Below are 26,768 nucleotides of genomic sequence, written 5' to 3'. Positions count from 1 at the left end.
GATGAAACTCTTCGAAACCCGAACCGCCCCCAACCCACGCCGAGTGCGCATGTTCCTGGCCGAGAAAGGCTTGCTGGACCAGGTTGAACTGGTGCAGGTGGATATTGAAAAAGGGGAGAACCTGAGCCCGGACTTTGTTGCCCGCAACCCGATGAAGAAAGTGCCGGTGCTGGAACTGGATGACGGCATCTGCATTGCCGAAACCATGGCCATCTGCCGCTATTTTGAGGAAAGCTATCCGGACACGCCCAGTCTGTTGGGTGAATCGCCGCTGGAGAAAGCCCAGGTGGAGCAGTGGCTGCGCTGGATCGAATTCTATTTCATGATGCCCACCGGCATGTGCTTTCAGCACACCACCGGCTATTTCAAGGATCGGATGAATCCCATCAAGGAGTGGGGGGAGGAGTGCGGCCAGGGCGTCGAGAAATTCATGCATTTCCTGAACAAGCAGCTCGAGGGCAAGGAATACCTGTGCTGTGACCGGTTCACCGCCGCCGACATCAACGCTTTCACCACCGTAGCCTTTGCCCGGGTGGTCAATATCCGTATCAAGCCGGAACAGGAGCATCTGCAAGCCTGGTTCGACCGGATCAAGTCGCGGCCTTCGGCGCAGGTCTGAAGTTTGCCGGTGACCTGTAGTCCGGCTGGCTGATAGTATCGCTTGATGGAACGGCGCGCCCTGTTCACACGGGGGCGCCAGGAGCGAGCCGTGCGACTTGAAGGACTGAATGATGAGCAACAGTGTCAATCTGGAATGTGCGATTAATGCCATCGACCAGGCAAACCAGCAGGATCCCAACCGCGAGGAAATAGATGGTGAATCCCTTCCCAGGGAATTCGCATACAGTCTGCACATGACCCGCTGGCTGTTTGAGCTGGAGCCGGAACCTTCCGAGCGCATGCAGATTGCCTGTCGGGCCCAGCATATCGAGCGCTGGACCATGCCCCGTAGTGACTATGGTGAGGGCCGCAAGAATTACTATCAATGGCGTCAGGCCTGCGGCCGCATGCATGGTCGCCGGGCAGCGGAGATCATGGCGGCTTGCGGCTACCCGAAAGCGGAGTGCGAACGGGTCGAAACTATTCTGACCAAGCGTAAACTGCGGGAAGACGAAGACACCCAGTTGCTGGAAGATGTGGCGTGTATGGTGTTTCTGGAGCGCTATTTTGCACAATTCTTTGAAGACAACCCGGATTACGACAAGGAAAAATGGCTGCGCATTGTGCGCCGGACCTGGGGAAAAATGACACCTCGTGGCCACAGTGCCGCTCTGAAGCTGGCCGAGGGCATGCCCGCTCACCTGTTGGCGTTGCTGCAGGAGGCTCTTGCCGCACCCGCTGAGTGAATCCTGCACTTGAGCTACTGCCATTCGTTGCATATGATATGCATTATCATTTGGCAATGGATGGCAAACCATGGCGACACTGGCCGACCGAAATCCGAAAATCCTGATTGTCGAAGACGATCAGTCCCTCAGTGATCAGCTGTCCGGATTACTGGCGTCCCGGGGCTACCAGGTGGTGCAGAGCTACGAGGGCGATCAGGCACTGATCACCGCTATGGGGCAGCGGCTGGATCTGATTCTTCTGGATGTACTGCTGCCACGGATGAACGGGTTCGAATTCCTGGAGAAACTCCGTAAAACCCGCCAGACCCCGGTCATGATGCTGACCGCCTGTGGTGCCGAGCAAGAGCGCATTATGGGGTATCAGCAGGGGGCCGATGACTATGTGCCAAAACCTTTCAGTTTCACCGAATTGCTGTTGCGAATTGAGGCGTTGCTGCGACGCACCCTGGGCGAAACCGATCAGCGCGCAGACCCTGCCGCACTGGCTGCCGGTGAGTTGAAGCTTGATCGTCATGCCATGACCGTCAGCTTTCAGGGTAATCCGGTCTCGCTGACTCCCATCCAGTTTCGCCTGCTCTGGATTCTGGTGCTGCATCAGAGCGAAGCGTTGAGCAAACCCTATCTCTACCAGGTGGTGCTGGAGAAAGAGTTCAGTCGCTACGATCGGAGCCTGGACATGCACCTGAGCCGGGTGCGCCGCAAGTTGGTGGAGGCCGGCGTTGCCGGTGACCGACTGCAGACAGTGCACGGCAAGGGGTATTGCTTCCAGTGAATCGTCGTTTGTGGTGGAAGCTGTCAGGCACACTGGCACTGGGTACGCTGGTGTTGTTCTGGGTGATCTCCTTTCTGGGGACCACTACCGAACAGCAGATGAGTTTTATTGCCCGCAAGCATCAGGAGACCCTGAAAGACTGGGGGCACACAGCAGAGCGTCTGTACCTGGCCGGCGACGAACAGGCCCTTGCCCGCTGGCTGGAGCAGCTGCAACGGGACGAAATCACCTGGGCGGCGGTGGTTCGGTCCGAGATACAGCCGCTGGCTGGCAGTGAACTGTCCTCACAGTTTCAGGAGGGTTTTCGGCTTGGACGCAACGTGGAATGGAAGATCCATCTGTATTTCACCGAAAACCCGGTCATGGATCTTACCTTCGCCGATGGCCACACCCATTTCCTGATTACCCTGCCTCAGCGTATGCGGCCGGGCGCTTACCTGCCGGAGGCGCGGCTATTCCTGAAAGCTGCCCTGCCACTGACGGTGCTGCTGGCATTGTGTCTGGTGATTTACCGGCACCTGATGAATCCCGTTCGCCAGCTGGAGCTGGCAACCCGCCAGTTCAGTGAGGGTAATCTGGGCGCCAGAGCCAGGGCTCTGCTGGGTAACAGAAATGACGAACTGACCGCGCTGGCAGAGACCTTTGACCGGATGGCTGAGCGGATCGGCGATCTGATCCAGTCCCAGCGCCGGTTGATCTCAGATCTCTCCCATGAGCTGCGAACGCCCCTGACCCGGATTGATATGGCCATCAGTTGCGTAGAGGAAGGCATCGATACCCAGCATTTCCTGCCCCGAATACGGCGGGAGTGCGATCTGATGCGCGCGCTGGTAGAGGACACCCTGACCCTGGCCTGGCTGGAGAACGAGCAGCCGGAGCTCAACCAGGAGGATCTGGATCTGACCGATCTGGTGGATACCATTGCGGAAGACGCCCGCTACGAGTACCCGGAGCATCATATCAGGACCGAGCTTCCGGAACAGGCGGAGATTCGGGGTACCAGTCATCGGGCGTTGGCACAGGCCATTGAAAATGTGGTCCGCAATGCCTGCAAGTATACGCCGGCCGGTGGCACGGTAATGATACGGCTGCAGGAGGAAGCCGGTGGGTACCGGCTGTCGGTGGAGGACGACGGGCCGGGTGTTCCGGCCGAGCAACTGGAGGCGATCTTCCGGCCGTTTTTCCGTGCCACACGGATACGGGAAAGTGTGCCGTCTGGCCATGGCCTGGGGTTAGCGCTGGCAAGCCGGCATCTGGATGCCATAGGGGGGCGAATCCGGGCCTGTAATCTTGCGGGGAACGGTGGTCTGGCGATGCATTTGTGGTTGCCTGCAGTCCGGATGTAACAAATGTAAAACTGGTTCACTTCGCGACACAAGTTATCGAGAATGCACTCCAAATACGAATCATTTTCATAATGGAGTGCGGTCGTGATGGCAAATTCCTCACCGATGAAACAACCCCGGCGCTTTCGTCGCAACACCCTCTGGCTGGCACTGATGGCAGCACCTCTGGCTCATGCACAGCCGGTTTCCCTGGATCCTATTCAGGTAACCGCAGACCGTGAGGTGGACGCCGATACTGTGGTCGATGCAGAGACCATAGAGCGTTTCCAGGCGGACGATCTGGAAGACGTCTTTGCGGGCCAGCCAGACGTAAGCGTTGGTGGGTCCAACAGCATCGCCCAGAAAGTTTATGTCCGAGGCTTTGAAGACCCGCTTTTGAACGTATCCGTGGATGGCGCCACCCAGGCTGGGGCACTGTTCCATCACTCCGGTCGACTGTCGGTGGAGCCGGAGTTGCTCAAGCAGGTTGAAGTCAATGCCGGGGCTGGCCGGGCCACCGACGGGGCAGGCGCCCTGGGCGGATCAATCCGCTTTGTCACCAAGGATCCGGCCGATTTGTTGCGGCCAGGCGAAAGCGCCGGGGCCCTGGTGAAACTCGGCTCTTTCTCCAACACCGATGGCTACAAGGCCAGTGGTACGGCCTTTGGTCGGCTGAGTGATAACTGGAGCACCCTGGTGTCTGTCAGCCAGAGTGACCACGAGCCCTTCAAGGATGGCAGTGGCGACCGTATTGCCGGCAGTGATGCCCGTCAGCAGCTGGGGTTTGCGAAACTGGTGGGTCAGTTGCCGGCCGATCAGACTATCAAGCTCAGTCACGAAGTACGTACCGATGAGGGGGAGCGGCCCCAGCGTCCACAATGGGTTGTCAGTGGTTTCAATCGCCTTTACGAACTGGATGGCCGGCGGGACACCACCACCCTCAACTACGGATACGCTCCCGCAGGCAATGCGCTGGTGGATCTTGAGGCAACCGTTTACCACACCGAGTCTGACATTGAGCAGAACGTTGAGGATCGCTGGGGCCGTTACTTCGGGTTTAGCCGGAACATCGGCGGCGACCTTCGTAACACCAGTCGTTTTGGCGAGCACAGCCTGACCTACGGTGTTGATTATCGTGAGGACAAGGTGAACGCCGGGTATCAGGAGGACAAGAGGGCCGAACAACAGACTGGTGAAGTGCTGGGCGTTTACCTGCAGGGCGATCTATGGCTCACCAGCCGTCTGCTGTTCAGTGCCGGCGCCCGTTATGACGACTACCGGCTCAAGGACAACGATGATCAGCGCTTCAGTGAAGACGAGGTCAGCCCGAATGCCAACCTGGCCTGGGAGGTGGTGGACGGTCTCACCCTGAAAGCTGGTTATGCCGAGGCCTTCCGGGGGCCAACCACTCAGGACTCCTTCAAGCTGGAAGGTTCTGAAAACGATCCGGATCTGGAAGGCGAAAAAGCCCGGAATACCGAGGTCGGTTTCGATTACCGCTACGAAACTTTCCGGCTGTCGGCCGAGGTGTACCGTTCTGAAATCAAGGACGCCATTGCTGATCCGTTGCTGCCGTTCCGGGAATCCATCTACAAGAACATCGGTGATCTCGAGTCTGACGGCTACCTGATCACGGCCGGTTACCAATGGCAGGCACTTTCCGCCGGACTCAGCTTCCACAGTAACGATGCCGAAGTGGATGGCCAGCCGTTGACGGTGTACGAGCACAATCTGCTGGGTAACACCATGGGAGATACCTGGATTGCCGACCTGGCGTACCGTTGGGATCGAAACCTGGAGTTTGGCTGGCAGGGCCGGTTTGTTGAGGGTATCGATAATCTGGACACCTCTGTTGGCACCATCGACAAGCCCGGATACGGCGTGCACGACCTGTTTCTGCACTGGTTACCCACCGGCAATGAGGATCTGCGGCTGAGTCTGACCATCAAGAACGTCGGCGACAAGCAGTACCTGGCTCATGCCAGCAATGCTGATTACCAGCATATTGAGGACTATGAGGGAATCGTTGGCATGCCGGAGCCGGGGCGGGACATCCGTGTTGGCCTGGCCATGCGGTTCTGAGGCCCGTGATGTTGCGTTACCAAATCACAGCCGCCCTGATGGGCGGCGTTTTCTGTTTACTGGCTGAGCTCTCCCTGGCGGCGGACACGGTTACCGATCTGGCGGGGCGGACGGTAAAGCTGCCGGACCGTGTCGAGCGAGTGATCCTGGGAGAGAGTCGCTACATTCCCGCGCTTGCCATACTGGAGGGAGAGCACCTGCCTGACCGTCTTGCGGGGCTGTTACCGGATTTCGAAATGACGGATCCGGGCGGCTATGCGCAGTATCTGAAAGCTTTCCCGTCACTGGCGGATATTCCCCGGGTGGGGCACACCTCGGCTGACAGTTTCAGTCTGGAAAGTGTGCTTGCCATGGGGGCCGACCTGGCCATCTTCAGTCTCGAGGGCCACGGTCCCGGTGCCTATAACCGGGCACTGATTGATAGCCTTCAGCGAGCGGGCGTGGCAGTGGTGTTTATCGATTTTCGGCAGGATCCTCTGGTCAATACACCCAGGAGCATGGCTGTTCTGGGCGAAGTTCTCGGGCGTCAGGATGAGGCCGAGGTCTTCAACCGGTTCTACCAGCAACAGCTTGCCCGGGTTACCGGCGTGGTGGCCGAGATTCCGCGAAGCGACTGGCCCAGCGTGTTCCTGCACAGTCGTCTGGGTCGGCATGACAACTGCTGTGAGACCATGGTGGAGGGGATGATGGGGCACTTCATCGAGGCTGCTGGCGGTAAGAATGTGGCGCAAGGCCGGGTTCCCGGGGTCAGTGGTGTGCTCAATCTGGAATATCTGATCAGTGAGCCGCCCCGGCGTTACGTAGCCACGGCCATTGGCTCCCGACGGTATCAGGCGTCCGAAACCGACCACGCATACGTGATGCTCGGGGCCGGTATTGATGAGCAGACGGCCAGGGCATCCCTTCTCCGGGCCACCGATCGTCCGGGGCTGCGAGCGGTAAAACCCATTCGAGAGGGGAGGGCCATGGCTATCTGGCACCACTTCTACAACACGCCCATGAATGTGGTGGCGGTCCAGGCTCTGGCCCGGTGGTTCCATCCGGCAGCGTTTGGTGAGCTGGATCCAGATGCGACCCTGGCGGAATTCTACCGGCGATTCCAGCCAGTGCCGCTTGAAGGAGTCTATTGGGTGACAGCCGGGGAGGCCCAGAAATGACGCCTGTGCAGTATAGGCAAGATGCAGGGCTGAGATCGTCTGACACCAGGGCGTCCTCGCTGGCCGATGACTATCGGCGTTTTGTCTGGCGCCGGGTGTTATGCCTGGGAGGGTTGACCCTCGCGGCGATGACGGCACTGCTGGTGGATATTGCCAGCGGGCCGTCGATGTTGGGATTGATGGATGTGTTCAGAGGACTACTCAACCCTGAGGGTATCGATGCCGGCACCCGCGTGATCATTGAGGATATCCGACTGCCATACGCGTTGATGGCGGTGGTGGTCGGCGCTTGCCTTGGCCTTGCCGGGGCGGAGATGCAGACGGTACTGAATAATCCGCTGGCCAGCCCGTTTACCCTGGGCGTCGGTGCGGCTGCCACTCTGGGGGCGTCCCTAGTGATTGCCTTCAATATCTCGGTATTGGGATTGGCGGCCCATGTATTGCTGCCCCTGTCTGCGTTTGTATTTGCCGCAGCCGCCTCGCTGCTGATTCTGGTATTGTCACGCACTCTGGGGGCCTCGGTGCATGCGGTGGTGCTGTTTGGGATTGCCCTGTTATTCGGCATCAACGCAGTGGTGGGCCTGATCCAGTTCATGGCCGATGCCGAGTCGGTTCAGCAGATTGTGTTCTGGACCATGGGTAGCCTGGCTCGGGCCAGTCTGGACAAAGTGGCCATTGTCGCCCTGGTGCTTGCGCTGTGCCTGCCGTTTTCCCTTCGCAATGCCTGGGCCATGACCTTGTTGCGCAGTGGTGAGGAGCAGGCCCGAAGCCTGGGTATCCGGGTGGAGCGCATGCGCCTGGTGGTGCTGATGCGGGTGAGCCTTTTGACCGCGGCGGCCATGTGTTTCGTTGGCGAAATCGGGTTTATCGGCTTGGTGGCGCCCCACATCGCCCGTTTGATGCTGGGTGAAGATCATCGCTTTCTGTTGCCGGGCAGTGCCCTGGCCGGGGCCGTTCTGCTGTCGTTGTCATCTATCGCCAGCAAGTTACTGGTGCCGGGAGTGGTATTGCCGGTGGGGATTGTGACCGCCCTGGTAGGTATCCCGCTGTTCATTACCCTGATCATCGGCCGCAGCAGGAGGGCCGCATTGTGACCCTGAAGCTGCAATCCGTCACCGCCGGTTACCGGAATCGATCCGTGTTCACAGGGCTTACCCTGCCGGAGATACCCGCGGGCTCACTGGTGGCCGTGGTTGGCCCTAACGCCGTGGGTAAATCCACGCTGCTGAAATCCATTGCTGGCCTGCTGCCGATTGCCGGCACCATGACCTTTGCCGGGGAAAACCTTGCGGCGATGACGGCCCACCATCGTATTCGTCGTGTCGGTTACCTGCCGCAACCACTGCCCCAGGCCATTCCGTTGGTGGCCTATGAAACCGTATTCAGTGCCTGTCGCTCCGCCCGCGGTGACTGGTCCCGGGAAGAAACCGAGCTGGCGATTGAAGAGGTTTTCGACACCCTGGGTATCCGGCAACTGGCGCTTCGGCGGCTGTCGGAAATGTCTGGTGGTCAGCGCCAGATGGTGGGGCTGGCTCAGGTACTGGTACGTCAGACGCCATTGATGCTGCTGGATGAGCCCACCAGTGCCCTGGACTTGCACTGGCAGCTGAATGTGCTCAACGCGGTACGTGATGCCACCAGCCGGACCGGCGCCATTGCTCTGGTGGCCAGCCATGATCTCAATCTGGCCCTGCGCTATTGCGACCAGATTCTGGTTCTGTCCCCGGGGGGCCAGGCCGTGCTGGGCACACCGGCACAGGTGCTGACGCCGGAATTGTTGGCCAGAACCTATGGTATCGAGGCCCGCATCGAGCGATGCTCCCGGGGACACCCCATTGTGCTGGCGGATCGTCCGCTATCTGCCAGTGTTAACTGACCCATTGAGGTAAGGAGTCTGCCATGCCAACCATGAATGCCCGAGTCGCCACCACCGATCCCGGTCGCCTGATCAATCGCCTCTGCAAACACTTTCGCCACAAGATTGAGGCTGAGTGGACCGCAACCGATGGCAGGCTGGCTTTCTCCATTGGTGAATGCTGGCTCGAAGCCGCAAACCGGGAGCTGCTGATGCGCTGCCAATCAGCCACCGGAACGGAGCTGGAGGAGTTGGGCCAGGTGGTGGCTTCCCACCTCATTCGCTTTGCCGGCGATGAGGTGGATGAGGTTCACTGGCAGACGGCCAGCGCCTGAGATTGCGGGTGGTTCTGGCGAACGTTTTGCCGCAACTGGTGAAGATCGCTGCATAGCACCCGGTAGCTGTCCGGGCCGAACCACTCCAGGGAAATGTCCAGTGGGGCCGGATGGGTTTGCGACTGATGCCAGCCGGCCAGGGTGTCCAGTAGCGGACGGTAGTCACAGGCACCGTCCAGCACGGGCACCATTCCCTGCCGGGAACCGGCCGGTGAGTAGACATTAGCCGGAGCAAATACGCCGAGCTGATCCCGATGACGGATATTCTTGAAGTGAAAATGTCTGACCCAGGGCGCCATTTGTTGCAGCGCCAGCTTTGGGTCTGCTCCGGCTTCCCAGACATGCAAGACGTCGAAGTTGATACCCAGGGCCGGGTGATCAACGTCGGTCAGCAACGTCAGAGTGGAGTCGACCGTATCGGCCAGTGTACCGGGGTGTGTTTCCACCACCAGGGTCAGGCCTTCATCTGCGACGCAACGGGTCAGCGTCTGCAGACGTCGGGTCCGGGCCTGGCGCTGCCTCTGGTCGAGCTCGGCGCTGCCCTGATGGCCGGCAAACGTTCGCAGTTTGGGTGCCTGCCAGTGTCGGGCCAGCCGGCAGAGTTCGCGGGTGTAGTGGATGGCCTCCTGTTCACTACCGTCCAGCGGCAGATAGTCGCTGACCATGGGAATAGCCAGTCCCTGGCTTTTCAGCCAGCGGCCATCCAGTCCGGGCTGCTGTAACAGGTGCCGGGCATGCACACCCCAGAGTTCAATACCGTCAAAGCCGGTGGCGCCAGCCCAGGTGGCGAGTTCCGGTAACGACACCAACTGGTGGCGGAACGAGATGGTGCACAGGTGGAAGCGAATCATGGCAATACCTCCAGGGCGGACGTCCGGGTGTTGACCGTGAGGTCGGGGTGTTGCTGCTGCCATTCTGCAAACAGGCCCTGCAGGCTGTCCTTGATGGCGAACTCTCGCTGATCCTGCTCGTCCAGCAACTGCTCGACCCCGGACAGCAGGGCAGCGTTACCGGACATCACCAGTTTCAGCGCCCGGTACTGGATCTGGGTGTACGTTTTCACCAGCCGGTCAATGTCCTCGCACAGCGCTTCGAACCACGGATCGCCCTCGGCGGTGCGGCCCTGATCCTCCAGCAGCCAGGCAAAGGCGTGCTCGTAGGCGTACTTGCGAATCGCCATTACTGGAATCTCCCTGAATGCCCGGGGCAGGTTTGCCAGTGGTTGCCTGGCGTCGGGACCGATATGGGCGTGCAGAATCTGCCGCAAGGCATCGGTAAACGGATTGGTTTCCGCTTTCATGCACTGGGCGAAATAAGCGGCTACCGTCTCCGCGGGCGTATGCCGGATGTCCAGGCCATCGAAACAGAAGCCACCGGCAGCGGCCGGGGAGCGGACCGATTCCAGAATCCGGTCTTTGGGCAGCACACCCTCCCAGCGAAAATCCGGGTCCGACATGAACCACTGCTCCGGATCTTCCGTGGCTTCCAACATCACGTAGTGGGGAAACGGGTTCTGGTGGAATTTGTTTTCCCGTTCTGGAAGTCGGTAAAGGTCCAGCATGACCATGACCTGACGATCGGAAGGGCGCGTTTCCAGCAGTTCAATCAGCCGGTCGATGTTGGCCTCTTTCGATTGCTGGTGGTTATACCAAGATTCAATGGTGACGCCGTACAGTAGCCGGTACCACTCCCGGAACTGGTCGTGCCGGGTATGGGGCGAGTGGTAGGACAGAACCTGCTCCTCATTGACCGAGAAGTCCGCATCCCATACGCCAAAGTAGAAGGGGCGGTGGTCCACACCGGGGGTGCGTTTGATGATCTCGCAGACACAGCTGACAAAACAGTGCACTTTGATCACAGGGAAACCTCCGGGTTGCCTGTGGCGACCAATAGCGCTTCCAGGTCCTCAACGGTCTCGAGCTGATGGGTCAGCAGCGCTTCTTCAGGTATATGCAGGCCGTATTCCAGTTCCAGGTGTACGATCAGCTGCAACAGCATAATCGAGTCAATAGCCAGATCGGCGTTGAGGCGGGCAGTCGCTGAGAACGCCGAAAGCCGGGCGTTGGGCAGATGGCTTCGAATCACCGCTTCAATGGCTTCGCGGGTGGGAGTGGCTGAACTCATGCCGGCACCTCCCGCTGATCTTTGTGGTTGAGGGATTCAGTTAACAGCCGGCGACTGACCTTGCCGTTCGGGAGCCGGCTGATGCTTTCCACCTGTTCGATCAGTGACGGCACCTGGTGCGGTGACAGTTGGCCCCGGCTCCATTGCCGCAGCTGGTCGGTGTCTATTTCTGAGTCTGCTACAAAGCGCAGGCAAACCCGCTCACCGGCAAAGGTATCCGGTTGCTTGAAGGCCACCGCCTCTCGAATCCCGGGATAGCCAAGAAACACGTCTTCCACGGCCCCCGGATAGACATTGATGCCGGCAACGTTGATGGTGTCATCGGAACGGGCCAGGAAATGCAGCTGACCCTGCTGGTCGAAATAGCCCAGATCCCTGCTGTGAATGCGCTGTCCGGTGGCTTTAACCGTGATCAGGATTTCATCCGGTTGCCCTGGGGAGCCCCCGGCCTGCACTGACACATGCGATAACGGCAGGCCGAGTTGGCCAGGCTCAGTCACGTCCGGGCTCAGCGCCACGCAGCCGGCTTCCGAACAGCCATATTGCTGGCAAACGCGCAGGCAGCGGTTTCGAAGCTGGTCCAGCACGGGGGCGGGCAGGGGCGCCCCGGACAGCATGACGCTGTGCAGACTTTGGTTTTCAGGCAGCATCCGTATCAGCAAGCTGACCAGGGTCGGAGAGGCATAGAGCAGATGCTCGGGTACTGCGCGCAGCCTTGCAAGAATAGAACGTGGATTGAGATTGGTGATCACCTGGGGGGCAATCCCCCGCTGCAGGGCTGCCAGCACACCACAGATCAGACCGTAGGAGTGCGTCACCGGGCATGCGACCACCGGTGTCAAGCTCATGGCCTCAGTGAATTGGGCAACATAGGCGGCCAGCTCCCGTTCTATGTCGTGCCAGGGTCGTGTGATGGTTTTGGGGTTGCCCGTGGTGCCGGAGCTGAGCTGAATCAGCTCACCGCCTTCGGCGCAGGCCGTCTTCGCTTTCTCGCGAATGACTTCGGGCGTGACTTCCTGGAGTTGCTCGCCAAACAGCAGGTAGGTGCAGCCCGTGCTCTCGGCCAGGGTTCGGGCCGCAGCATAGGGGGTGCCGGAATGAATGGGCAGCACACTGGCGCCAAGGGGTTTCAGCCAGAGGCACAGGGCCAGCCAGTGGGCGGTGTCCTGCAGGCAGACCGCAAATCGGCAACCGGCCGGCTCCTGAAATTCAGGGCGCTCCTCCAGGCACTGGACTATCTGGTCGCAGTCCGGTTGCGTGTAAGGCATGTTGTCGACATAGAACAAAGGTGCAGTCACGGTAACCTCTTGTGATGGTGATCAATGAAGGGCATCAGGGTGTCGTTGGGGCCAGGGGATTAGGCACCCGGTGGCGGGGCTGCTCGATGTCTGGCTGAAGTTTGCTGCGCAGCAGCGACTCGGTGAGCGGGTTGGGTTGATCCCATCCCAGGCGATCCAGGCGGGACCTCTGCTCCGGGTGTTGTCGTGCATAGTTGGTCAGGATTGTCCGGACTCGATCCCAGAACCGCGCCTCGTTAAATCCGTAGGCCTCTTCCAGAACCAGCGCGAGCTCACTGAGATTGAAGATAAACAGGGTATCCATCACCAGCTCGCGCAGGGCTTCCGGGTTGCTCATGCGGTAATACTGGTTGTCCGGTGCCTGATCGTAGAATGCCTGCCGGGGGCCGAAGTCCGGTTCGGGGATAGTCTGGGGCAGATAGTCCCGGGCGTACTCGACGCTGTCGTGGAAATCCCGAAGCATCAGTGCTCTGGGCCAGCCGCTGCGCGCCACCAGAAGGCTGTTCTGGGCATGAGCCTCAAGACCGACGCCGTGGGCAGCGAGCATATGCCAGACTGGCAGAATGACAGCCTTGAGCGTGGCCTCCAGCCAGGGGACCAGACCATAATGCTCCACCCAGGGGTGAATAAAGGGCATGCCGTCAGGTTGCCACTGGAACAGGGCGTTTAAGGGGATGGCCTGCTCACCCTCATGAAGCCGGGAGCCGATGCTGGCGCGCCAGATGGCGGCCAGCTCCCCCGCAAGCTCCGAATTATTTGCTCCCTGCTCTTCGCGCGCGGCAACGCCCAGGCTGGCATATTCGGGCAGCAGACGTAGTGGGTAGCTGGTATCAAACAGTGGATCGCCGGCGACAATGGACTCGAGCCAACGGCTGATGGCAGGAGCCGATGGCACGGAATGGGGCTCCAGATGCCGGCGTGACGAGGTATTGTGAATGCCCAAAGGCAGTTTGACGCAGGCTTTCGCTGGCCGGCTGGCATTGAATAGAGACCTGAGCGACTGCCCTGGATGGTAACGGTCTCCCAGAGGCCCCAGGCATTTGATGCCCAGTGCCTCAAGCCGGGCGGACTCGGGACCCTGGCTGAGTTTCTGCCAGTGCCATGGGTGGGTTGGCAGCGCGCCATATTGTTGCCAGTCAACGCCCGCCCGGTGGAATGCTGCCCGTAGCAGATAAGCCTGTTCCTGGCCCAGTTCTGATTGCCAGAAAGCCATGTCTGAAGACGGTAACTGGGAATCCAGATTGTGTCGGGGAATTGCCACCCAATGAAGCCTGAATCCGGTGCTGGTTTCCGGGCTATAGTGCACCAGATCATCGCCCTGGAATCCGAGCCGGCTCTTGAAACAGGGATGGTAGGGGTGGCCTTCGTGCAGGGCGCTGTCCAGAGCTTCGCCATGCAGGTTCCGGCGGTCTCCGGAATGACGAGCCTTGCGCAGGGCGTCCAGCCGTTCACTGTTGCTGATCGTGGCCAGCAGCTCCGTTAACAGAGATTGCTGGTGTGAGTTCGTTGCCGGAAGCTGTGCAACCAACGTGGTCACCGAGAGCGACACCGGTTTCTGGTTCCGCTCCAAGGTCAGGGAACTGGTGTCCAGTCTCAGTCGGCCAAAGCCCCGAATGCGGGCTCGGCAACGTCCGTGCAGATTGCCAGCCTGGAAGCTCAGCCATTGCCATCCGGTGCGGTTGCGATCGCCCGGATGGTACGCAATCAGGCCTTCAAACATCAGGGCTTCAAGCAGCTGCCGCAGCACCCGTTGGGCCGGTAACTCGCTCAGCGTGGTCACCGGTTGCAGTCCTGCCATGGGGGCTTTGGATAAGGCTCTCGGCTCAGGCAACACCATGGCTTACCTCGACTGCCGGGGCAGCGGTGCTGCCTTTCGGTGTTGCCCGGGTATCGCCGCGGAGTGGGTTGGCAATACTGGTGTAGACTGCCATCTCCAGCTCTGCATTCAGCTCGTCAACATCGTTGACCCGGGTCAGCAGATTGCCTTTGTAGGGTAGACGGCTGTCTTCCAGTAACGACTTGACGAGCGCCTGTGCCGGTCCATCAAGCCGGCTGTGCTCGGCATGTAGAAAATGTCGGAATTGCTGGATCAACAGGGTTTCCGGTATCAGGTCGTCAATGCCAAAGCGGGCAATTACCGAAAACAGCTGATTTACGATCAGGTAGTAGCAGAACCTGTCGCGGATCATGGCGTCCCGGTAGAACAACTCCGGGGTTTCTTTCAGGTCGGTGCATTGCTCTGTGAGTGGCCCGCGCAAGCTCTCCGAGAGGTAGTAACCCTGATTGTCCCGGTAGTAGTAACAGCGTGGATAGCCCCCGCTGACATCCAGCAGACTGTTCTGCTGATGGGCTTCCAGGGCAATGCCGTGCTCATCATAAAGCCGCAGCGCCGGGCCAATCGCGCATGATAGATACTGCTGGAACCAGTCCCGGCTGACGGCTGCCAGGCTGCGGTTCTCGTTCAATGCCAGGCCCTCGATCAGATCCAGTAACCGGGAATTCCGGCCCGGCAGGGGATCCTGGGTCAGGGCGGCAATGCTGATCACCCCCTGGTCCTGCCCCGGCGGGAAAGGGTTGTTCCGGAAAATCACTTCAAAGCCGCTTTCGGTCAGCCCGGGTAGCATAACGGTCAGATAGGCCGGGTCCTGAAGGATCCGGAAGCCGGGCTCGGCTTCACCAAAACCGGTTTGCCGGAGCAGCCGGGACATAACCACCCCCGCTTTCAGCTCGTGGGCCTTGTTGATCCGCAGCGAGTTGGTCACCTTGACTGGAATGGAGAACTTCAGCATCCATTCAGCTTGCTCGCAGTAAACAGTGCGTACCGATGACGTCGCAGAAAATTCCGGACCAAGCGAGCCCAGTGGGTGAATCAACCCCTGGGCGATGGCGTCCAGCACCCCGGGCTGCGTCATCAACCACTGAGCCTGCAGAGGATGGGCCGGAATCAGGACATGATTGTCCGGCAGGTTCAGGGAGGCTTGACTGTCCTGCAACAGAGATTCGGCCATGGTACTGGCTGGTAAAGGACCATCAGAATCCTCCAGGACGCAATCCCGATGAACCAGAAAGTAGTGCAGCTGAAAGCGCCCGGTCAGCTCCGGCGCGTAGGCATGCTGCTGCCATTCCGACATCCCCTGGCGGCTCTTGGGAGTGGGATGGGCGGTGTGTCCGAACAACAGAGACTGTTCTGAATCGATAAACCGGTTGGCCAGAAGCCGGCAATCGTTGCGCCTGTGTTCGACGTAACGGGTCATGACCCCGTAGCTGTCGGTGAGCCGATGCAGGAACTCCAGTTCCCGGAGTTTTCGGAGCTCGGGCACCATGCCGCCGGATAACGCATAGAGTTCACGGGCCAAGAGACACATTGCCTGAAAAGGGTCGATGTCGGCCCAGCAATGACGACCGCTGAGCCACTGTCGTACCTTGCCGTAGCGGTGTCGGCCCAGAGCGGAGCGGTAGACAATATCGATGGCCAGGCGGGAGCGCTGGCTGTTCAGAGTCAGTTCGCATACCCAAGGCCCCGAGAACCGGCCTGTCGGATCCTGGGTGCGCTGGCTGGCGGTCTGCCAGTCGCCGGGATCAACTTCCTGAAGGTAACCATGCAGGAAAGCCTGAAAACTTGCCTGTTCGGCAATTGCCCGGGCAGACGGTCCCATGTCGACGCTCCAAATTCCTGAATTTGGAGTAAATCTAAATGAGAATCTATTGCAGGTGAAATGGTTTTACATTTTTTACAATTAGCCGGGAACGGTGATCACCCGCTGCGGCCGGAAGCGTAAAAACAGGGCTATTGCGAGGCCGAAGGTGAGCCATTCCGCCAGTGGCAGTGCCAGCAGTAGCGGCCATTCCGGCGCAAAGCGGGCAATGCCGACCAGCAGCAGTGCGGGCAGCACCAGGCTTCTGGAAAAGGCGACAAGGGCTGAAGGCAGGGCTTTGTGCATGGCCGTCAGGTAGACCGACAGCAACACGTTGATGCCGTTGACCAGAAACAGCGGCCAAAGGATGGTGAGAAAGCGGTCTGCCAGGGCTGCGGTGGCCGGGTCTGCGGTGGTGTCCAGAAACAGGCGGACCACCTGATTCCCAAACAGCCAGACCGTGACCACCAGCGCCAGTGCCAGGCTCAGAATGACGGTGGCCCCACAGCCCATAAAACGGCGGATACGTTCGGCATTGCCGGCCCCCAGGTTGTGGCTGATCAGCACGTGCATGGCGTCCGAAATACCATAGAACACCATCAGACTCAGGAAGATCAGATAGTTCACCACGGTGAAGGCGGCTACCCCCGCCACGCCCTGAGTGGTCATCAACAGCCAGTTGATCAACAGCATAACCAGCCCCACCGAGAGCTCGTTGATCCACTCCGAAACGCCATTGGCGAACGCCTGGGGAATCTCCTGCCAGTGTTTTTGCTGAAGCTGGAAGTGAAGCTTGCGTTCCGGCTTGAGAAAGTAACGGGCCAGAACCGCGAATTGCAGTACCTGGGCCAGGCCGGTGGCGATGGCGGCGCCACGCAAACCTTGATCCAGATAGCCCACCAGCAGGGCGTCCAGCAGGATATTGGCGGCGGCTCCTGCGACCAGGGCCGTGGTTGCCAGCCCCGGAAAGCCGTCCACCCGCACGAAGTAGTACAACACCATGGTGACCAGCTGGGCCACCAGCACCCAGATGATCACCAGAAAATATTCGGACATCAGCGGGTAGATGTCGGGCGAAGCACCCAGCAGACGATAGATCCCATCATGGAACAACAACCCCGCCAGTGCTCCGGCCAGAGCCAGGGCCAGAGTGGCCATCAGGCACTTGCTGAAGATGGCAGATGCGGCGTCGGTCCTGCCTTCGCCCAGATAGCGGCCAGCCCGAACGGTACCACCAATGGCCAGGGCGAGCGCCATGCCGAATAGCAGGGTAAACCAGGGAATCAGCAGGTTCAGAGCCGCCAGGGCATCTGCGCCGGCGAAGTTGCCAATGAAAATGCCGTCAACGATGTTGGCGGTGGTCAGTGCCAGCAACCCCGCCACTGAGGGCAGGGCATAGCGGAAGAAAACCGGCCAGAAGGGGCCGGTCAGTATCGGGTTGTCGGAATCCTTGCCGGTCTCTGCGTCCATACTTGCCTCACCCGTTTATCCTGTGAATCAGCCGAACAGCTCCTGCAGTTTCTCACCCGGATCTGGCGCGCGCATGAACGACTCACCCACCAGAAATCCGTAAATGCCCCGGCTGGTCATGGCCTCAACATCTGAACGGGTCATGATCCCGCTCTCGGTAATGGTCAGTCGGTTTTCGGCAATCCGGTGGTGCAGTTCAAAGGTGGTGTCCAGCGACACCTCAAAGTTGTGCAGATTGCGGTTGTTGATGCCTACCAGCGGCGTGCTCAGGGTAAGCGCATCGTCCAATTCCTCGCCATCATGCACCTCCACCAGCACATCCAGGCCAATCTCGTGGGCGATGCCCTCCAGTTCCTGCATCTGGTCTTTGGTCAGGCAGGCGGCAATCAGCAGAATGCAGTCGGCGCCAATGGCCCGGCTTTCATACACCTGATAGGGCGCCACCATGAAGTCCTTGCGGATCACCGGCAGGCTGCAGGCCGCGCGGGCGGCTTTCAGGTAGTCTTCGTGGCCCTGGAAGAAATCTTGGTCGGTGAGCACTGACAAGCAAGCCGCACCGCCTTGTTCGTAGCTTTCGGCGATGCGTTCCGGTTCAAAGGGATCTCGCAGGATGCCTTTGCTGGGTGAAGCCTTCTTGATCTCGGCAATGACCGCTGGCCGCTGAGCTTCGATGCGGGTGCGCAGGGCATTGGCGAATCCACGCGCTGGAGCTTGATCGCCGGCCATGGCTTTCAGGTCTGCAATCGAAACCTTGGGCTTACGTTCATCAATTTCCCCCCATTTCCGATCAACGATTTTACGCAGGATGGTGGGAGTCTTATCCAAATGTCTGTCAGTCATAGCTGGCCCGTATAAAGTTTGCGAGAGCTGTTGAGGGAGCCTTTCCAAAACTGTCTTCAGCCATGGATGGCTGAAGTCAAGCCCTACAGGGACGTACTCGTGGGCGTGTTTTGGAAAGGCTCCCTCACCAGCTCGTCCGGCTCCATCAAAAATAGGCCGGAATTAGAAACACTGAGAAAAATCAGCCAGCTCCGACATCTTGCCAGCCGCTAAACCGGAACCCATGGCATCCAGTGCCATGTCGACGCCTTCTTTGGCGGTCTTGGCCAGGCCGGCGACATAAATGGCCGCGCCGGCGTTCAGCGCGATCATGTCGCGGGCTTTTTCGGTGGTTTCGTCGTGGTTGCGACCGAAAGCGGCCTTGATGAGTTTCAGGGATTCGTCGGAGGAATCCACCGTCAGGCCCACCAGCGACTGGCTCTTGAGGCCCAGGTCTTCCGGCGTCAGGTCGTATTCGGTGATTTCGCCATCCTTCAGTTCGGCAACATGGGTGACCGTGGCCAGACTGATTTCATCCAGGCCATCCTTCGAGCAGACCACCATGATGTGTTCTGCGCCCAGGCGCTGCATGACTTCTGCCATCGGGCGGCACAGTTCCCTGGTGAACACGCCGATAAGCTGGCGAGTGACGCCGGCCGGATTGGTCATCGGGCCAAGAATATTAAAGATCGTCCGGCAACCCAGCTCCCGGCGCGGACCGATGGCGTGTTTCATGGCGCCGTGGTGGGCCGGCGCAAACATGAAGCCGACGCCGATCTGTTCGACGCAGCGGGCCACTTCCTCCGGCTTCATGTCCAGGTTGATGCCGGCCTTTTCGATCAGGTCGGCGCTGCCGCTCTTGGACGATACGCCCCGGTTGCCGTGCTTGGCGACAAAGCCGCCGGCTGCGGCCACCACAAAGGAAGAGGCAGAGGAGACGTTGAACAGATTGGCACCATCGCCCCCGGTGCCGACGATATCCACCAGCGGGCTGGCGTTGATGCTGACCTTGGTGGCCAATTCACGCATCACTTCGGTGGCGCCGGTGATTTCGTCGATGGTTTCGCTCTTCAGGCGCAGGCCCATCAGGAAGGCGCCGATCTGGGCGTCGGTGGCTTCGCCGTTCATCACGATGCGCATCACATCCTTCATTTCGTCCCGGGACAGGTCCAGGTTGGAGGCAATGCGGTTCAGTGCTTGTTTCATGTCCATGGGTCGTCGGCCTCTTGTTATGTTCTCAGGAAGTTGCGCAGCAGTTCATGGCCCTGTTCGGTCATGATCGACTCGGGGTGGAACTGCACGCCTTCGATGGGCAGGGTCTTGTGGCGCACGCCCATGATTTCTTCAACGGAGCCGTCGTCGTTGCGGGTCCAGGCAGTCACTTCCAGGCAGTCGGGCAGAGTGTTCTTGTCGATCACCAGGCTGTGGTAACGGGTGGCCTGCAAGGGATTGTTCAGGCCCCGGAACACTCCCACGTCGTTGTGGTACACCGCCGACACCTTGCCATGCATCACCTTGCCGGCCCGGATGATGTCGCCGCCGTACACCTGGCCGATGGACTGGTGGCCCAGACAAATGCCCAGAATCGGCAGTTTGCCGGCGAAGTGGCGAATGGCGTCCATGGAGATGCCTGCCTCATTAGGGGTGCAAGGGCCCGGGGAAATCACCAGCCGCTCGGGCTTCAGGGCTTCAATCTGCTCAATGGTGATTTCGTCGTTGCGGTATACCTGTACGTCGGCACCCAGCTCAGCCAGGTACTGCACCACGTTGTAGGTGAAGGAATCGTAGTTATCGATCATCAGCAACATAATCTGTTCCTCCGCCTCAATGGTCGTAGTCGTTGTAGGTCATGGCCACGGCACGGAAAATGGCGCGGCCCTTGTTCATGGTTTCTTTCCATTCGAGGCGGGGAATGGAGTCTGCCACCACGCCGGCGCCGGCCTGGATGTGCAGGGTGTTGTCCTTGATGACCGCGGTGCGGATGGCGATGGCGGTGTCCATGTTGCCGTTGAACGACAGGTAACCGACCGCACCGCCGTATACGCCGCGCTTTACCGGTTCCAGCTCGTCGATAATCTCCATGGCGCGGATTTTCGGCGCGCCGCTGAGGGTGCCTGCGGGCAGGGTGGCGCGCAGCACGTCCAGGCAGCTGGTGTTTTCTTTCAGTCGACCGGTCACGTTAGAGACAATGTGCATCACGTGAGAATAGCGCTCCACGATCATCTTGTCGGTCAGCTTCACTGTGCCGGTTTCCGACACCCGGCCGGCGTCGTTGCGGCCCAGGTCGATCAACATCAGGTGCTCGGCGATCTCTTTCGGGTCGGCCAAGAGTTCCTTTTCCAGGGCTTTGTCCTCGGCATCGGTGGCGCCGCGTTTGCGGGTGCCGGCGATGGGCCGGACGGTGACTTCCTCATCTTCCACACGCGCCAGGATTTCCGGAGATGAGCCGACAATATGGAAGTCTTCCAGATCCAGGAAGTACATATACGGTGACGGGTTGAGCACGCGCAGCGAACGGTAGAGGTTCAGGGGTGGTGCCTCGAACGGAATCGACATGCGCTGGGAGATGACGGTTTGCATGACATCGCCATCCAGCACGTAGCCTTTGATCTTGTCCACCGCCGCTTCGAATCTGTCCTGGGTAAAGCCGGAAATAAAGTCGCTCTCGTCCACCACCTTGCCGCGTAGATGTTCCGGCGTGCGGGGGGCGTTGGCGGTCTGGCGGTGCAGTTGGCTTTCCAGCTCGTCGATGCGGCGTTGCGCCGCTTCGTAGGCGCCTTCAATAGACGGGTCCACGTGCACAATCAGATGCAACTTGCCGCGCAGGTTGTCGAACACCACGATTTCATTGGACACCATCAACAGAATATCCGGCGTGCCGATCTGGTCGGGCGGGCAGCTGTTGCGCAGGCGCTTTTCGATGTAGCGCACGGTGTCGTAGCCGAAATAGCCCACCAGGCCACCGTTGAACCGGGGCAGTTCGGGCAGGTCCGGGGCGTTAAAGCGCTTCTGGTAGTCGTCCACGAAAGCCAGAGGGTCATCGACCTCTGCCTGTTCGACCACTTCGCCGTTGCGGCTGACTTCGATGCGGTGGTCGAAGACTTTCAGCACTTCCTGGCTGGGTAAGCCAATGATTGAATATCGGCCCCATTTCTCGCCACCCTGTACCGATTCGAACAGGTAGGAGTATGGCCCGCTGGCCAGTTTCAGATAGGTGCTGAGGGGAGTGTCGAGATCCGCCAGAACTTCGCGGTAGACAGGGATACGGTTATAGCCGGCTTCAGCGAGCTCGTGGAATTGCTCGGGTGTCATGGTTCGGTTTCCTGAAATCTGATCTGCGTTTTGTCAGAACGGTGTTACACCGCTGTGACCGGTGGTGCGGGCAAGCAGGCATGCGCCATCAGCCCCGGGGCTTGCTCAGCCGGTGCGCCATCGCCACCATCGTGTTGCGCGGGTTGTCAGGATGCCTCGCGCTGCAGTCAGATTCAGTCCCTGCACGGCAGGAATCTCCCGAATTGATGTGTTCAAAATAAAACGTCCTTGCGAGATTACAAAAGCTCGGCCAGCGAATCAACAACAGCATCTGCGCCGAGACTGTCAACGGAGCCGCCAAAGTTATAGCCATACCTGACGGCGACGCAGGGGATGCCTGCTGCCAGGGCTGCATTGACGTCTGCCTTCGAGTCCCCGACCATCACCGTGGTGCCCCGTGTGCCGCCCAGTTTTTCCATGGCGTGCAGCAAGGGCGCCGGGTCCGGTTTTTTCACTGGCAGGGTATCGCCACCGACCGAGAGGTCGAACCACTGATCCAGACCGGTTTTTTCCAGCAGGGGCTGAACAAACTGGTCAGGTTTGTTAGTGACCACGGCCATCCGGCAGCCCAGTTGCCTCAGGTGGTCCAGGCAGTCATGGACGCCGGGAAATACCTCGGAATGCCGGCCATTCAGCTGGCCGTAGGCATGATAGAAAATGGTCAGGGCGTCGTTGAACAGCGCCTCATCTTTAGCGGTGGCGGGTTCCCAATCGGTTTTTCCGGCCAGGGCCCGGCGCACCAGAACCTGGGCGCCGTTGCCAACCCAGGTGCGCACCTTGTCCAGGCCTGCCGGGCTACGCCCCAGGTGCTCCAGCATCTGATCCACGGCGGCGGCCAGATCCGGTGCGCTGTCTACCAGCGTGCCGTCCAGATCAAACAGGGCGACTCCCGGCCAGCGGGCGTTGAACAGGCCTTTCAGGCTCATCCGCCGATCACCTTGCGGGCTTGCTCAAGTTCCTCTCGCATGGCATCGATGGTGGCCTTGTAATCCGGAGTGTTGAATATGGCAGAGCCGGCCACAAAGGTGTCGGCGCCGGCCTCGGCGATTTCCCGGATGTTGTCGGTTTTCACGCCACCATCGATTTCCAGGCGAATGTTGTAGTTGCTGGCATCAATCTTCTTGCGGGCTTCCTTGAGCTTGTCGAGGGTGCCGGGGATAAACTTCTGGCCACCGAAGCCCGGGTTCACTGACATCAGCAGCACCATGTCGAGCTTGTCCATGACGTAGTCCATGTAGCTCAGCGGGGTGGCGGGGTTAAACACCAGTCCGGCCTTGCAGCCGCCGTCGCGGATCAGTTGCAGGGAACGGTCAATGTGGTTACTGGCTTCCGGGTGGAAGGTGATGTAGCTGGCGCCGGCGTCAATAAACATGCGGATCAGGTCATCCACCGGAGACACCATCAGGTGCACGTCGATGGGGGCGGTAACGCCGTGCTTGCGCAGGGCCTCGCACACCATGGGCCCAATGGTGAGATTAGGGACATAATGATTGTCCATCACATCGAAGTGCACCACGTCGGCACCAGCAGCCAGAACGTTATCGACTTCTTCGCCCAGGCGGGCGAAATCGGCGGAGAGGATGGATGGGGCAATCAGATATGGATTCATCGGGGCTCTCTCGGTGTAGTGAATTATCGGCCTCTGGGCAACCCTGCTAGTCTATCAGTTTGCCGGTGATTTTCGCAGCGGGATAGGTGCATTGGCTCATGGTGTTGAAAGCAATCAGATTACTTTGTCTGTTCTTGATCAGCGGCTGGCTGAACGCCGCTGTGGCCCAGGATGAGGCGAAGGGGGGTGAGGAAGCGGAACCCGCGACCAAGGCTAATCCAGCGTCAAGATCCGGTTTTTCAACGGGTTTGGGCGAATGGGCGCTGGTACGGCGTTACCCGGAGCAGGCTGTTTGGCTCGATCTGGACGACGAGGGCCGGGCGTTGGGGTTGTTCCTGCCCGAATACGTTACGCCGGCAACCGGGGCTTTACTGATACTGGCCGACGAAGGCCAGACGGCCGATGAGGGTGTGCTGGGATCGTTGCGGGTGGCGCTGGCGGAGCGGGGTCTTGCGGTGATGACGGTTGGCCTTGGGCTGCCGCCGGAGGCGATACGGCGACATCGCATGGATGTCATGGCGCCTGGCCTGGATGATGACGCCGGACAGAACCCGGATCAGGGCGGGAATACATCGGATTCGGTCATGATTGATGTGGCTGAGGAACCGCCTTTTGATGACCTGACCGCAGATTTTCGAAATTCGGTTCGTACAATTCTGTCCGCCGGGGTAGCCGTATTGCAGCAGCGTGGCTATGAACGTGTGGGCGTGCTGGGCATGGGCTGGTCTGCCGACTATGTCACGGACTGGGCGGCGGACGCCGCTGCCGTGTCTGCGGTGGTCTGGCTGGCCCCCCGGTTTCCGGCCCGGCAGGCCGTTACCTTGCCCTCGTTGTTGAAGGAGCGAAACGGAGGACAGGGATGGCCGGTGCTGGATCTGCATGATTCCGCTGGGCCTTCCGGCGCAGAGGGCCGGGCGCGGGCGGCGGCGTTTGCTCGCGCGGATGTGGCCGGTTACGACCGTCAGCCCGTGGCCCTCAATCGACCACTCCGGGCTGAAGATGCGAGGCGGGTTGCCAGCCGGGTCAGTGCCTGGCTGAAAAACCTGTCGGCCAGCGGGGATTAAAGTGCCCGATGTCTCTGGCGAATCAGTTCCCAGGCCTGTTGATAGCGTAACAACCGGTCTTTTGCCATCGCCACTTCCGAGGGCGCCAGTTTCTGTTGCGCCAGTTTGTCCGGGTGGCAGGCGGAAACCTGTTTGCGGTAAGCGCGTTTGATGGTCTCCAGCGAATCTCGCCGGGTTACGCCCAGAATCTGGCAAGCCTGCTCGTAGGTCGCCGGCTTTTGCGGCGGCGCGGCAGTGCGAATCCACACTTTGCTGGCGTAGCTTTCGAAAATGTCATCGCTGATGACAACGGGCAACCCCATATGGCTGATGGCGTCTTCGCAGCGGTAGCGCCGGGCCTTGCCGGGCTGGCCCAGGATTTGTGCGCCATGGCACAGGCAGATAGCGGTTTTCAGGGCCGGTGCCGGCCACAGCAGCAAGGCCAGGCGCAGTATCAGGCCCTGGCGCAGGGGCAGATGGTCAGTGTCCTTGCCCTTGCGAAACTGATCGATGGCTTTGCGGCGTTGCCTGGCCGACAGGGCCAGGGCTTTCATCAGGGCTTCGGCATAATGAATGTCCGGTTCCCGGACCCGGCCATCGGCCTTGGCAATGTAACCCAGAAAAAAGAACAGTGGCTTGCGGTACCAGCGCGGCAGGCGCGCGCGCTCCAGCAGGGTGCTGGCCTGATGTCCGCAACTGGACAGTTCCTGCAGCAGTTCCTGGAACGACGACTCCATTCTCGCCGGCAGGGCGGGTGGATTGCTCTGCCTCATGATGTCCGGGCCCTTTCGTGCAGCCACTGGTCCAGGCTCTGCAATCGTTCTGGTGTGCCGACGTCCACCCACTGGCCGTTATGATGCAGGCCGGTGACCCGGTTGCGGGCCATGGCCCTGCGCAGCACAGGGCCAAGTTTGCCGGCGGAATCGTCCAGTTCATCAAACAGGCGCCGGTGCAGCACGCTGATACCGGAGAAGGTGAGTTTTTCGGTCCCGTCAGGGTTCAGAAAGCCGTTGTCCTGAAGATGAAAATCCCCCTCAGGGTGGTGGGGTGGATTAGAAACCATCACCAGCAGGGCATCGGCATTGGCCGGGGCCTGGAGCTGGCTGAAATCGAAATCGCTCCAGATGTCACCGTTGACCACCAGGAACCAGTCGTCGCCCGCGTCGGTCAGCAGAGGCAGGGCCCGGATGATGCCACCGGCGGTTTCCAGCGGTTCACCCTCTGCAGAGTAGCGAATGCTGACACCAAAGGCCTCGCCATCCCCCAGCCGGGCTTCAATCTGTTCCCCCAGCCAGGCATGGTTGATCACAATGTCGCTGAAACCGGCGTCGCGCAGGCGCTCGATATGATGAACGATCAGGGGCTGCCCCCCGGCTGACAGCAACGGCTTGGGGGTGGTCAGGGTCAGCGGGCGCATACGCTCGCCTTTGCCGGCGGAGAGAATCATAGCCTTCATAGTCAGCGAACTCCCGGCTCCGGCAGCGGGCCAATGCGCTGTTCGATGGCCGGAATCACGGTGCTGCAGAGCCACTCGTGAAAATGCCGGAAGGCTGGTTGCCGGGCGCTGGCATCTCGCAGATAACTGACGGTGCGGGGAATGTCAGCCAGGTAGCCGGTCTTGCCGTCGCGAATGGCGAGGCGGGCAAAAATGCCGGCGGCTTTCAGATGGCGCTGCATGCCCATGAGCTCAAACCACTGCCGGAAAGTATCTGCATCAGCGCGGTGCAAGCCGGCCTGCTGGCTGGCGTTACGAAAATGCTCCAGCCAGCTTGCCAGTCGCTGTTCCGGCCAGCGCACGTAGCAGTCTTTGAGCAGGGAGACGGCATCATAGGTGATGGGGCCGCGTACGGCATCCTGAAAATCGATCACGCCGGGAACCGTCTGGCTATCACGGACCAGAAGATTGCGGGAGTGGTAATCGCGGTGCACGGTGACTTCCGGCTGCGCCAGGGCACTCTCCCGGAGCAGGCCGAAGGCGGTGTCCAGCAGCGCCCGTTCCTGGTTGTCGAGTTCCAGCCCCAGGTGTTTTTCCAGCAGCCAGTCCGGGAATAGCGCCATCTCCCGGTCGAGCAGGGCTTGGTCATAGGCGGGCAGTGGGTAGTCTGCCGGGTCGTCCAGCCCGGCAATACGCGCCAGTTCGTCCAGCGCGGCCCGATACAGGGTGTCCACATCGCCCTGTTCCAGGGCCGTTAACATCAGCAGATCGCCCAGGTCTTCCAGTAACAGAAAACCCTGCTCAAGATCCTCGGCGGCAATGGCGGGCACGGCGATACCGTGTTGATGCCAGTGCCGGGCGATGGCCACAAACGGAACGCAGTCCTCGTGCTCCGGTGGAGCATCCATCACAATGAAGGGGGCGGGTTGCCCGCCCGGCACGTCTTTCCAGACCCGGAAGTACCGTCGAAAACTGGCGTCGCCGGAAACCGGTGTCGGGCTGGCGGCCGAGAAGCCGGGAATTTGCCTGACCCAGCGGGTCAGCAACTGCAAACGGTTATCCATGGTCAGATCAGCATTCCTGGATCGGTGGATGATGGCCGGCGCGTTAACCGGGCACTCTCTGCACCGGAGTATAAAGAGGGTAAA

Annotated in this window: 26 protein-coding genes; 10 read left to right on the top strand and 16 right to left on the bottom strand. The window is 60.1% G+C overall.

Annotated features, from left to right (window positions below):
• The first annotated feature begins 1 nt into the window (after position 1).
• From MARHY_RS16370 to MARHY_RS16330, 9 genes are all read left to right on the top strand, one after another.
• Positions 2 to 619: a glutathione S-transferase family protein gene (locus tag MARHY_RS16370; protein WP_014422810.1), complete on the top strand. Its 618-nt coding sequence runs from the start codon at positions 2 to 4 to the stop codon at positions 617 to 619.
• 109 nt (positions 620 to 728) lie between these two features.
• The gene (locus MARHY_RS16365) at positions 729 to 1,346 is read left to right on the top strand and encodes a DUF4202 domain-containing protein (protein ID WP_041655125.1); all 618 of its coding nucleotides are present in this window, start codon (positions 729 to 731) and stop codon (positions 1,344 to 1,346) included.
• 70 nt (positions 1,347 to 1,416) lie between these two features.
• A complete protein-coding gene (locus MARHY_RS16360; RefSeq protein ID WP_014422808.1) occupies positions 1,417 to 2,121 on the top strand; it encodes a response regulator transcription factor in 705 nt (234 codons plus the stop codon).
• Positions 2,118 to 3,467: a sensor histidine kinase gene (locus tag MARHY_RS16355; RefSeq protein WP_041655123.1), complete on the top strand. Its 1,350-nt coding sequence runs from the start codon at positions 2,118 to 2,120 to the stop codon at positions 3,465 to 3,467. The genes MARHY_RS16360 and MARHY_RS16355 overlap by 4 nt, the downstream gene beginning before the upstream one ends.
• A gap of 87 nt (positions 3,468 to 3,554) precedes the next feature.
• Positions 3,555 to 5,528 (top strand): TonB-dependent receptor domain-containing protein, encoded by a 1,974-nt coding sequence (locus tag MARHY_RS16350; protein WP_041655120.1) that lies wholly within the window; start codon positions 3,555 to 3,557, stop codon positions 5,526 to 5,528.
• An 8-nt stretch (positions 5,529 to 5,536) separates the two neighbouring features.
• Positions 5,537 to 6,685 (top strand): TroA family protein, encoded by a 1,149-nt coding sequence (locus MARHY_RS16345; RefSeq protein ID WP_014422805.1) that lies wholly within the window; start codon positions 5,537 to 5,539, stop codon positions 6,683 to 6,685.
• A complete protein-coding gene (locus MARHY_RS16340; protein WP_014422804.1) occupies positions 6,682 to 7,779 on the top strand; it encodes a FecCD family ABC transporter permease in 1,098 nt (365 codons plus the stop codon). Before MARHY_RS16345 ends, MARHY_RS16340 begins: the two co-directional genes overlap by 4 nt.
• On the top strand, positions 7,776 to 8,561 hold the full coding sequence (locus MARHY_RS16335; protein WP_014422803.1) for an ABC transporter ATP-binding protein: 786 nt from the start codon (positions 7,776 to 7,778) through the stop codon (positions 8,559 to 8,561). Before MARHY_RS16340 ends, MARHY_RS16335 begins: the two co-directional genes overlap by 4 nt.
• A 23-nt stretch (positions 8,562 to 8,584) precedes the next feature.
• Positions 8,585 to 8,875, top strand: a complete 291-nt coding sequence (locus MARHY_RS16330; protein ID WP_014422802.1) for a DUF2218 domain-containing protein — start codon at positions 8,585 to 8,587, stop codon at positions 8,873 to 8,875.
• On the opposite strand, the gene MARHY_RS16325 is transcribed toward MARHY_RS16330, so the two are convergent.
• The 13 genes from MARHY_RS16325 to rpe all read right to left on the bottom strand — a co-directional run bounded on the left by MARHY_RS16325 (position 8,851) and on the right by rpe (position 23,142).
• Positions 8,851 to 9,726 carry a sugar phosphate isomerase/epimerase family protein gene (locus MARHY_RS16325; protein WP_014422801.1) on the bottom strand — a complete coding sequence of 292 codons (876 nt, stop codon included), beginning with the start codon at positions 9,724 to 9,726 and terminating at the stop codon, positions 8,851 to 8,853. The genes MARHY_RS16330 and MARHY_RS16325 overlap by 25 nt on opposite strands.
• On the bottom strand, positions 9,723 to 10,733 hold the full coding sequence (locus MARHY_RS16320) for a DUF6005 family protein (protein ID WP_023009526.1): 1,011 nt from the start codon (positions 10,731 to 10,733) through the stop codon (positions 9,723 to 9,725). Before MARHY_RS16320 ends, MARHY_RS16325 begins: the two co-directional genes overlap by 4 nt.
• On the bottom strand, positions 10,730 to 10,999 hold the full coding sequence (locus MARHY_RS16315; RefSeq protein WP_014422799.1) for a phosphopantetheine-binding protein: 270 nt from the start codon (positions 10,997 to 10,999) through the stop codon (positions 10,730 to 10,732). Before MARHY_RS16315 ends, MARHY_RS16320 begins: the two co-directional genes overlap by 4 nt.
• On the bottom strand, positions 10,996 to 12,297 hold the full coding sequence (locus MARHY_RS16310; RefSeq protein WP_014422798.1) for an AMP-binding protein: 1,302 nt from the start codon (positions 12,295 to 12,297) through the stop codon (positions 10,996 to 10,998). Before MARHY_RS16310 ends, MARHY_RS16315 begins: the two co-directional genes overlap by 4 nt.
• A 34-nt stretch (positions 12,298 to 12,331) precedes the next feature.
• Positions 12,332 to 14,095 (bottom strand): IucA/IucC family protein, encoded by a 1,764-nt coding sequence (locus MARHY_RS16305; protein ID WP_162132555.1) that lies wholly within the window; start codon positions 14,093 to 14,095, stop codon positions 12,332 to 12,334.
• Between the two features lie 25 nt (positions 14,096 to 14,120).
• Complete coding sequence (locus MARHY_RS16300; protein ID WP_014422796.1) at positions 14,121 to 15,953, bottom strand: IucA/IucC family protein; 1,833 nt, start codon at positions 15,951 to 15,953, stop codon at positions 14,121 to 14,123.
• An 81-nt stretch (positions 15,954 to 16,034) separates the two neighbouring features.
• Positions 16,035 to 17,402, bottom strand: a complete 1,368-nt coding sequence (locus tag MARHY_RS16295) for an MATE family efflux transporter (RefSeq protein WP_014422794.1) — start codon at positions 17,400 to 17,402, stop codon at positions 16,035 to 16,037.
• 27 nt (positions 17,403 to 17,429) lie between these two features.
• Positions 17,430 to 18,242 carry an indole-3-glycerol phosphate synthase TrpC gene (trpC, locus tag MARHY_RS16290; protein ID WP_014422793.1) on the bottom strand — a complete coding sequence of 271 codons (813 nt, stop codon included), beginning with the start codon at positions 18,240 to 18,242 and terminating at the stop codon, positions 17,430 to 17,432.
• A 162-nt stretch (positions 18,243 to 18,404) separates the two neighbouring features.
• Positions 18,405 to 19,433 (bottom strand): anthranilate phosphoribosyltransferase, encoded by a 1,029-nt coding sequence (gene trpD / locus MARHY_RS16285; protein ID WP_014422792.1) that lies wholly within the window; start codon positions 19,431 to 19,433, stop codon positions 18,405 to 18,407.
• Positions 19,434 to 19,450: 17 nt separating this feature from the next.
• Positions 19,451 to 20,029 carry an aminodeoxychorismate/anthranilate synthase component II gene (locus MARHY_RS16280; protein WP_014422791.1) on the bottom strand — a complete coding sequence of 193 codons (579 nt, stop codon included), beginning with the start codon at positions 20,027 to 20,029 and terminating at the stop codon, positions 19,451 to 19,453.
• 16 nt (positions 20,030 to 20,045) lie between these two features.
• Positions 20,046 to 21,533: an anthranilate synthase component I gene (gene trpE / locus MARHY_RS16275; protein WP_011786928.1), complete on the bottom strand. Its 1,488-nt coding sequence runs from the start codon at positions 21,531 to 21,533 to the stop codon at positions 20,046 to 20,048.
• Between the two features lie 236 nt (positions 21,534 to 21,769).
• Positions 21,770 to 22,459, bottom strand: a complete 690-nt coding sequence (locus tag MARHY_RS16270; RefSeq protein ID WP_014422790.1) for a phosphoglycolate phosphatase — start codon at positions 22,457 to 22,459, stop codon at positions 21,770 to 21,772.
• Positions 22,456 to 23,142: a ribulose-phosphate 3-epimerase gene (rpe, locus tag MARHY_RS16265; RefSeq protein WP_011786926.1), complete on the bottom strand. Its 687-nt coding sequence runs from the start codon at positions 23,140 to 23,142 to the stop codon at positions 22,456 to 22,458. The genes MARHY_RS16270 and rpe overlap by 4 nt, the downstream gene beginning before the upstream one ends.
• A 98-nt stretch (positions 23,143 to 23,240) precedes the next feature.
• Here rpe and MARHY_RS16260 point away from each other — a divergent pair, with 98 nt between their 5' ends.
• A complete protein-coding gene (locus MARHY_RS16260; protein WP_011786925.1) occupies positions 23,241 to 24,206 on the top strand; it encodes a DUF3530 family protein in 966 nt (321 codons plus the stop codon).
• On the opposite strand, the gene MARHY_RS16255 is transcribed toward MARHY_RS16260, so the two are convergent.
• The 3 genes from MARHY_RS16255 to MARHY_RS16245 are packed head-to-tail and all read right to left on the bottom strand — an operon-like array spanning position 24,203 to position 26,684.
• Complete coding sequence (locus MARHY_RS16255) at positions 24,203 to 24,958, bottom strand: DnaJ domain-containing protein (protein WP_011786924.1); 756 nt, start codon at positions 24,956 to 24,958, stop codon at positions 24,203 to 24,205. The two genes, MARHY_RS16260 and MARHY_RS16255, sit on opposite strands and share 4 nt — an antisense overlap.
• Positions 24,955 to 25,641 (bottom strand): N-acetylmuramate alpha-1-phosphate uridylyltransferase MurU, encoded by a 687-nt coding sequence (gene murU / locus MARHY_RS16250; protein ID WP_011786923.1) that lies wholly within the window; start codon positions 25,639 to 25,641, stop codon positions 24,955 to 24,957. Before murU ends, MARHY_RS16255 begins: the two co-directional genes overlap by 4 nt.
• Positions 25,642 to 25,643: 2 nt before the next feature.
• Positions 25,644 to 26,684 carry an aminoglycoside phosphotransferase family protein gene (locus MARHY_RS16245; RefSeq protein ID WP_014422789.1) on the bottom strand — a complete coding sequence of 347 codons (1,041 nt, stop codon included), beginning with the start codon at positions 26,682 to 26,684 and terminating at the stop codon, positions 25,644 to 25,646.
• Between the last annotated feature and the right edge of the window lie 84 nt (positions 26,685 to 26,768).

Source organism: Marinobacter nauticus ATCC 49840 (assembly GCF_000284615.1).
GTDB lineage: Bacteria > Pseudomonadota > Gammaproteobacteria > Pseudomonadales > Oleiphilaceae > Marinobacter > Marinobacter nauticus.
This window is presented reverse-complemented; position numbering and strand designations above follow the sequence as displayed.

Excerpts from the sequence above, each read along its gene's own strand:
- MARHY_RS16370 (WP_014422810.1), top strand. The coding sequence starts at position 2 with ATGAAACTCTTCGAAACCCGAACCGCCCCCAACCCACGCCGAGTGCGC.
- MARHY_RS16365 (WP_041655125.1), top strand. The coding sequence starts at position 729 with ATGATGAGCAACAGTGTCAATCTGGAATGTGCGATTAATGCCATCGAC.
- MARHY_RS16360 (WP_014422808.1), top strand. The coding sequence starts at position 1,417 with ATGGCGACACTGGCCGACCGAAATCCGAAAATCCTGATTGTCGAAGAC.
- MARHY_RS16350 (WP_041655120.1), top strand. The coding sequence starts at position 3,555 with ATGGCAAATTCCTCACCGATGAAACAACCCCGGCGCTTTCGTCGCAAC.
- MARHY_RS16345 (WP_014422805.1), top strand. The coding sequence starts at position 5,537 with ATGTTGCGTTACCAAATCACAGCCGCCCTGATGGGCGGCGTTTTCTGT.
- MARHY_RS16340 (WP_014422804.1), top strand. The coding sequence starts at position 6,682 with ATGACGCCTGTGCAGTATAGGCAAGATGCAGGGCTGAGATCGTCTGAC.
- MARHY_RS16330 (WP_014422802.1), top strand. The coding sequence starts at position 8,585 with ATGCCAACCATGAATGCCCGAGTCGCCACCACCGATCCCGGTCGCCTG.
- MARHY_RS16325 (WP_014422801.1), bottom strand. The coding sequence starts at position 9,726 with ATGATTCGCTTCCACCTGTGCACCATCTCGTTCCGCCACCAGTTGGTG.
- MARHY_RS16315 (WP_014422799.1), bottom strand. The coding sequence starts at position 10,999 with ATGAGTTCAGCCACTCCCACCCGCGAAGCCATTGAAGCGGTGATTCGA.
- MARHY_RS16305 (WP_162132555.1), bottom strand. The coding sequence starts at position 14,095 with ATGGCAGGACTGCAACCGGTGACCACGCTGAGCGAGTTACCGGCCCAA.
- MARHY_RS16300 (WP_014422796.1), bottom strand. The coding sequence starts at position 15,953 with ATGGGACCGTCTGCCCGGGCAATTGCCGAACAGGCAAGTTTTCAGGCT.
- MARHY_RS16295 (WP_014422794.1), bottom strand. The coding sequence starts at position 17,402 with ATGGACGCAGAGACCGGCAAGGATTCCGACAACCCGATACTGACCGGC.
- trpC (WP_014422793.1), bottom strand. The coding sequence starts at position 18,242 with ATGACTGACAGACATTTGGATAAGACTCCCACCATCCTGCGTAAAATC.
- trpD (WP_014422792.1), bottom strand. The coding sequence starts at position 19,433 with ATGGACATGAAACAAGCACTGAACCGCATTGCCTCCAACCTGGACCTG.
- MARHY_RS16280 (WP_014422791.1), bottom strand. The coding sequence starts at position 20,029 with ATGTTGCTGATGATCGATAACTACGATTCCTTCACCTACAACGTGGTG.
- trpE (WP_011786928.1), bottom strand. The coding sequence starts at position 21,533 with ATGACACCCGAGCAATTCCACGAGCTCGCTGAAGCCGGCTATAACCGT.
- MARHY_RS16270 (WP_014422790.1), bottom strand. The coding sequence starts at position 22,459 with ATGAGCCTGAAAGGCCTGTTCAACGCCCGCTGGCCGGGAGTCGCCCTG.
- rpe (WP_011786926.1), bottom strand. The coding sequence starts at position 23,142 with ATGAATCCATATCTGATTGCCCCATCCATCCTCTCCGCCGATTTCGCC.
- MARHY_RS16260 (WP_011786925.1), top strand. The coding sequence starts at position 23,241 with ATGGTGTTGAAAGCAATCAGATTACTTTGTCTGTTCTTGATCAGCGGC.
- MARHY_RS16255 (WP_011786924.1), bottom strand. The coding sequence starts at position 24,958 with ATGAGGCAGAGCAATCCACCCGCCCTGCCGGCGAGAATGGAGTCGTCG.
- murU (WP_011786923.1), bottom strand. The coding sequence starts at position 25,641 with ATGAAGGCTATGATTCTCTCCGCCGGCAAAGGCGAGCGTATGCGCCCG.
- MARHY_RS16245 (WP_014422789.1), bottom strand. The coding sequence starts at position 26,684 with ATGGATAACCGTTTGCAGTTGCTGACCCGCTGGGTCAGGCAAATTCCC.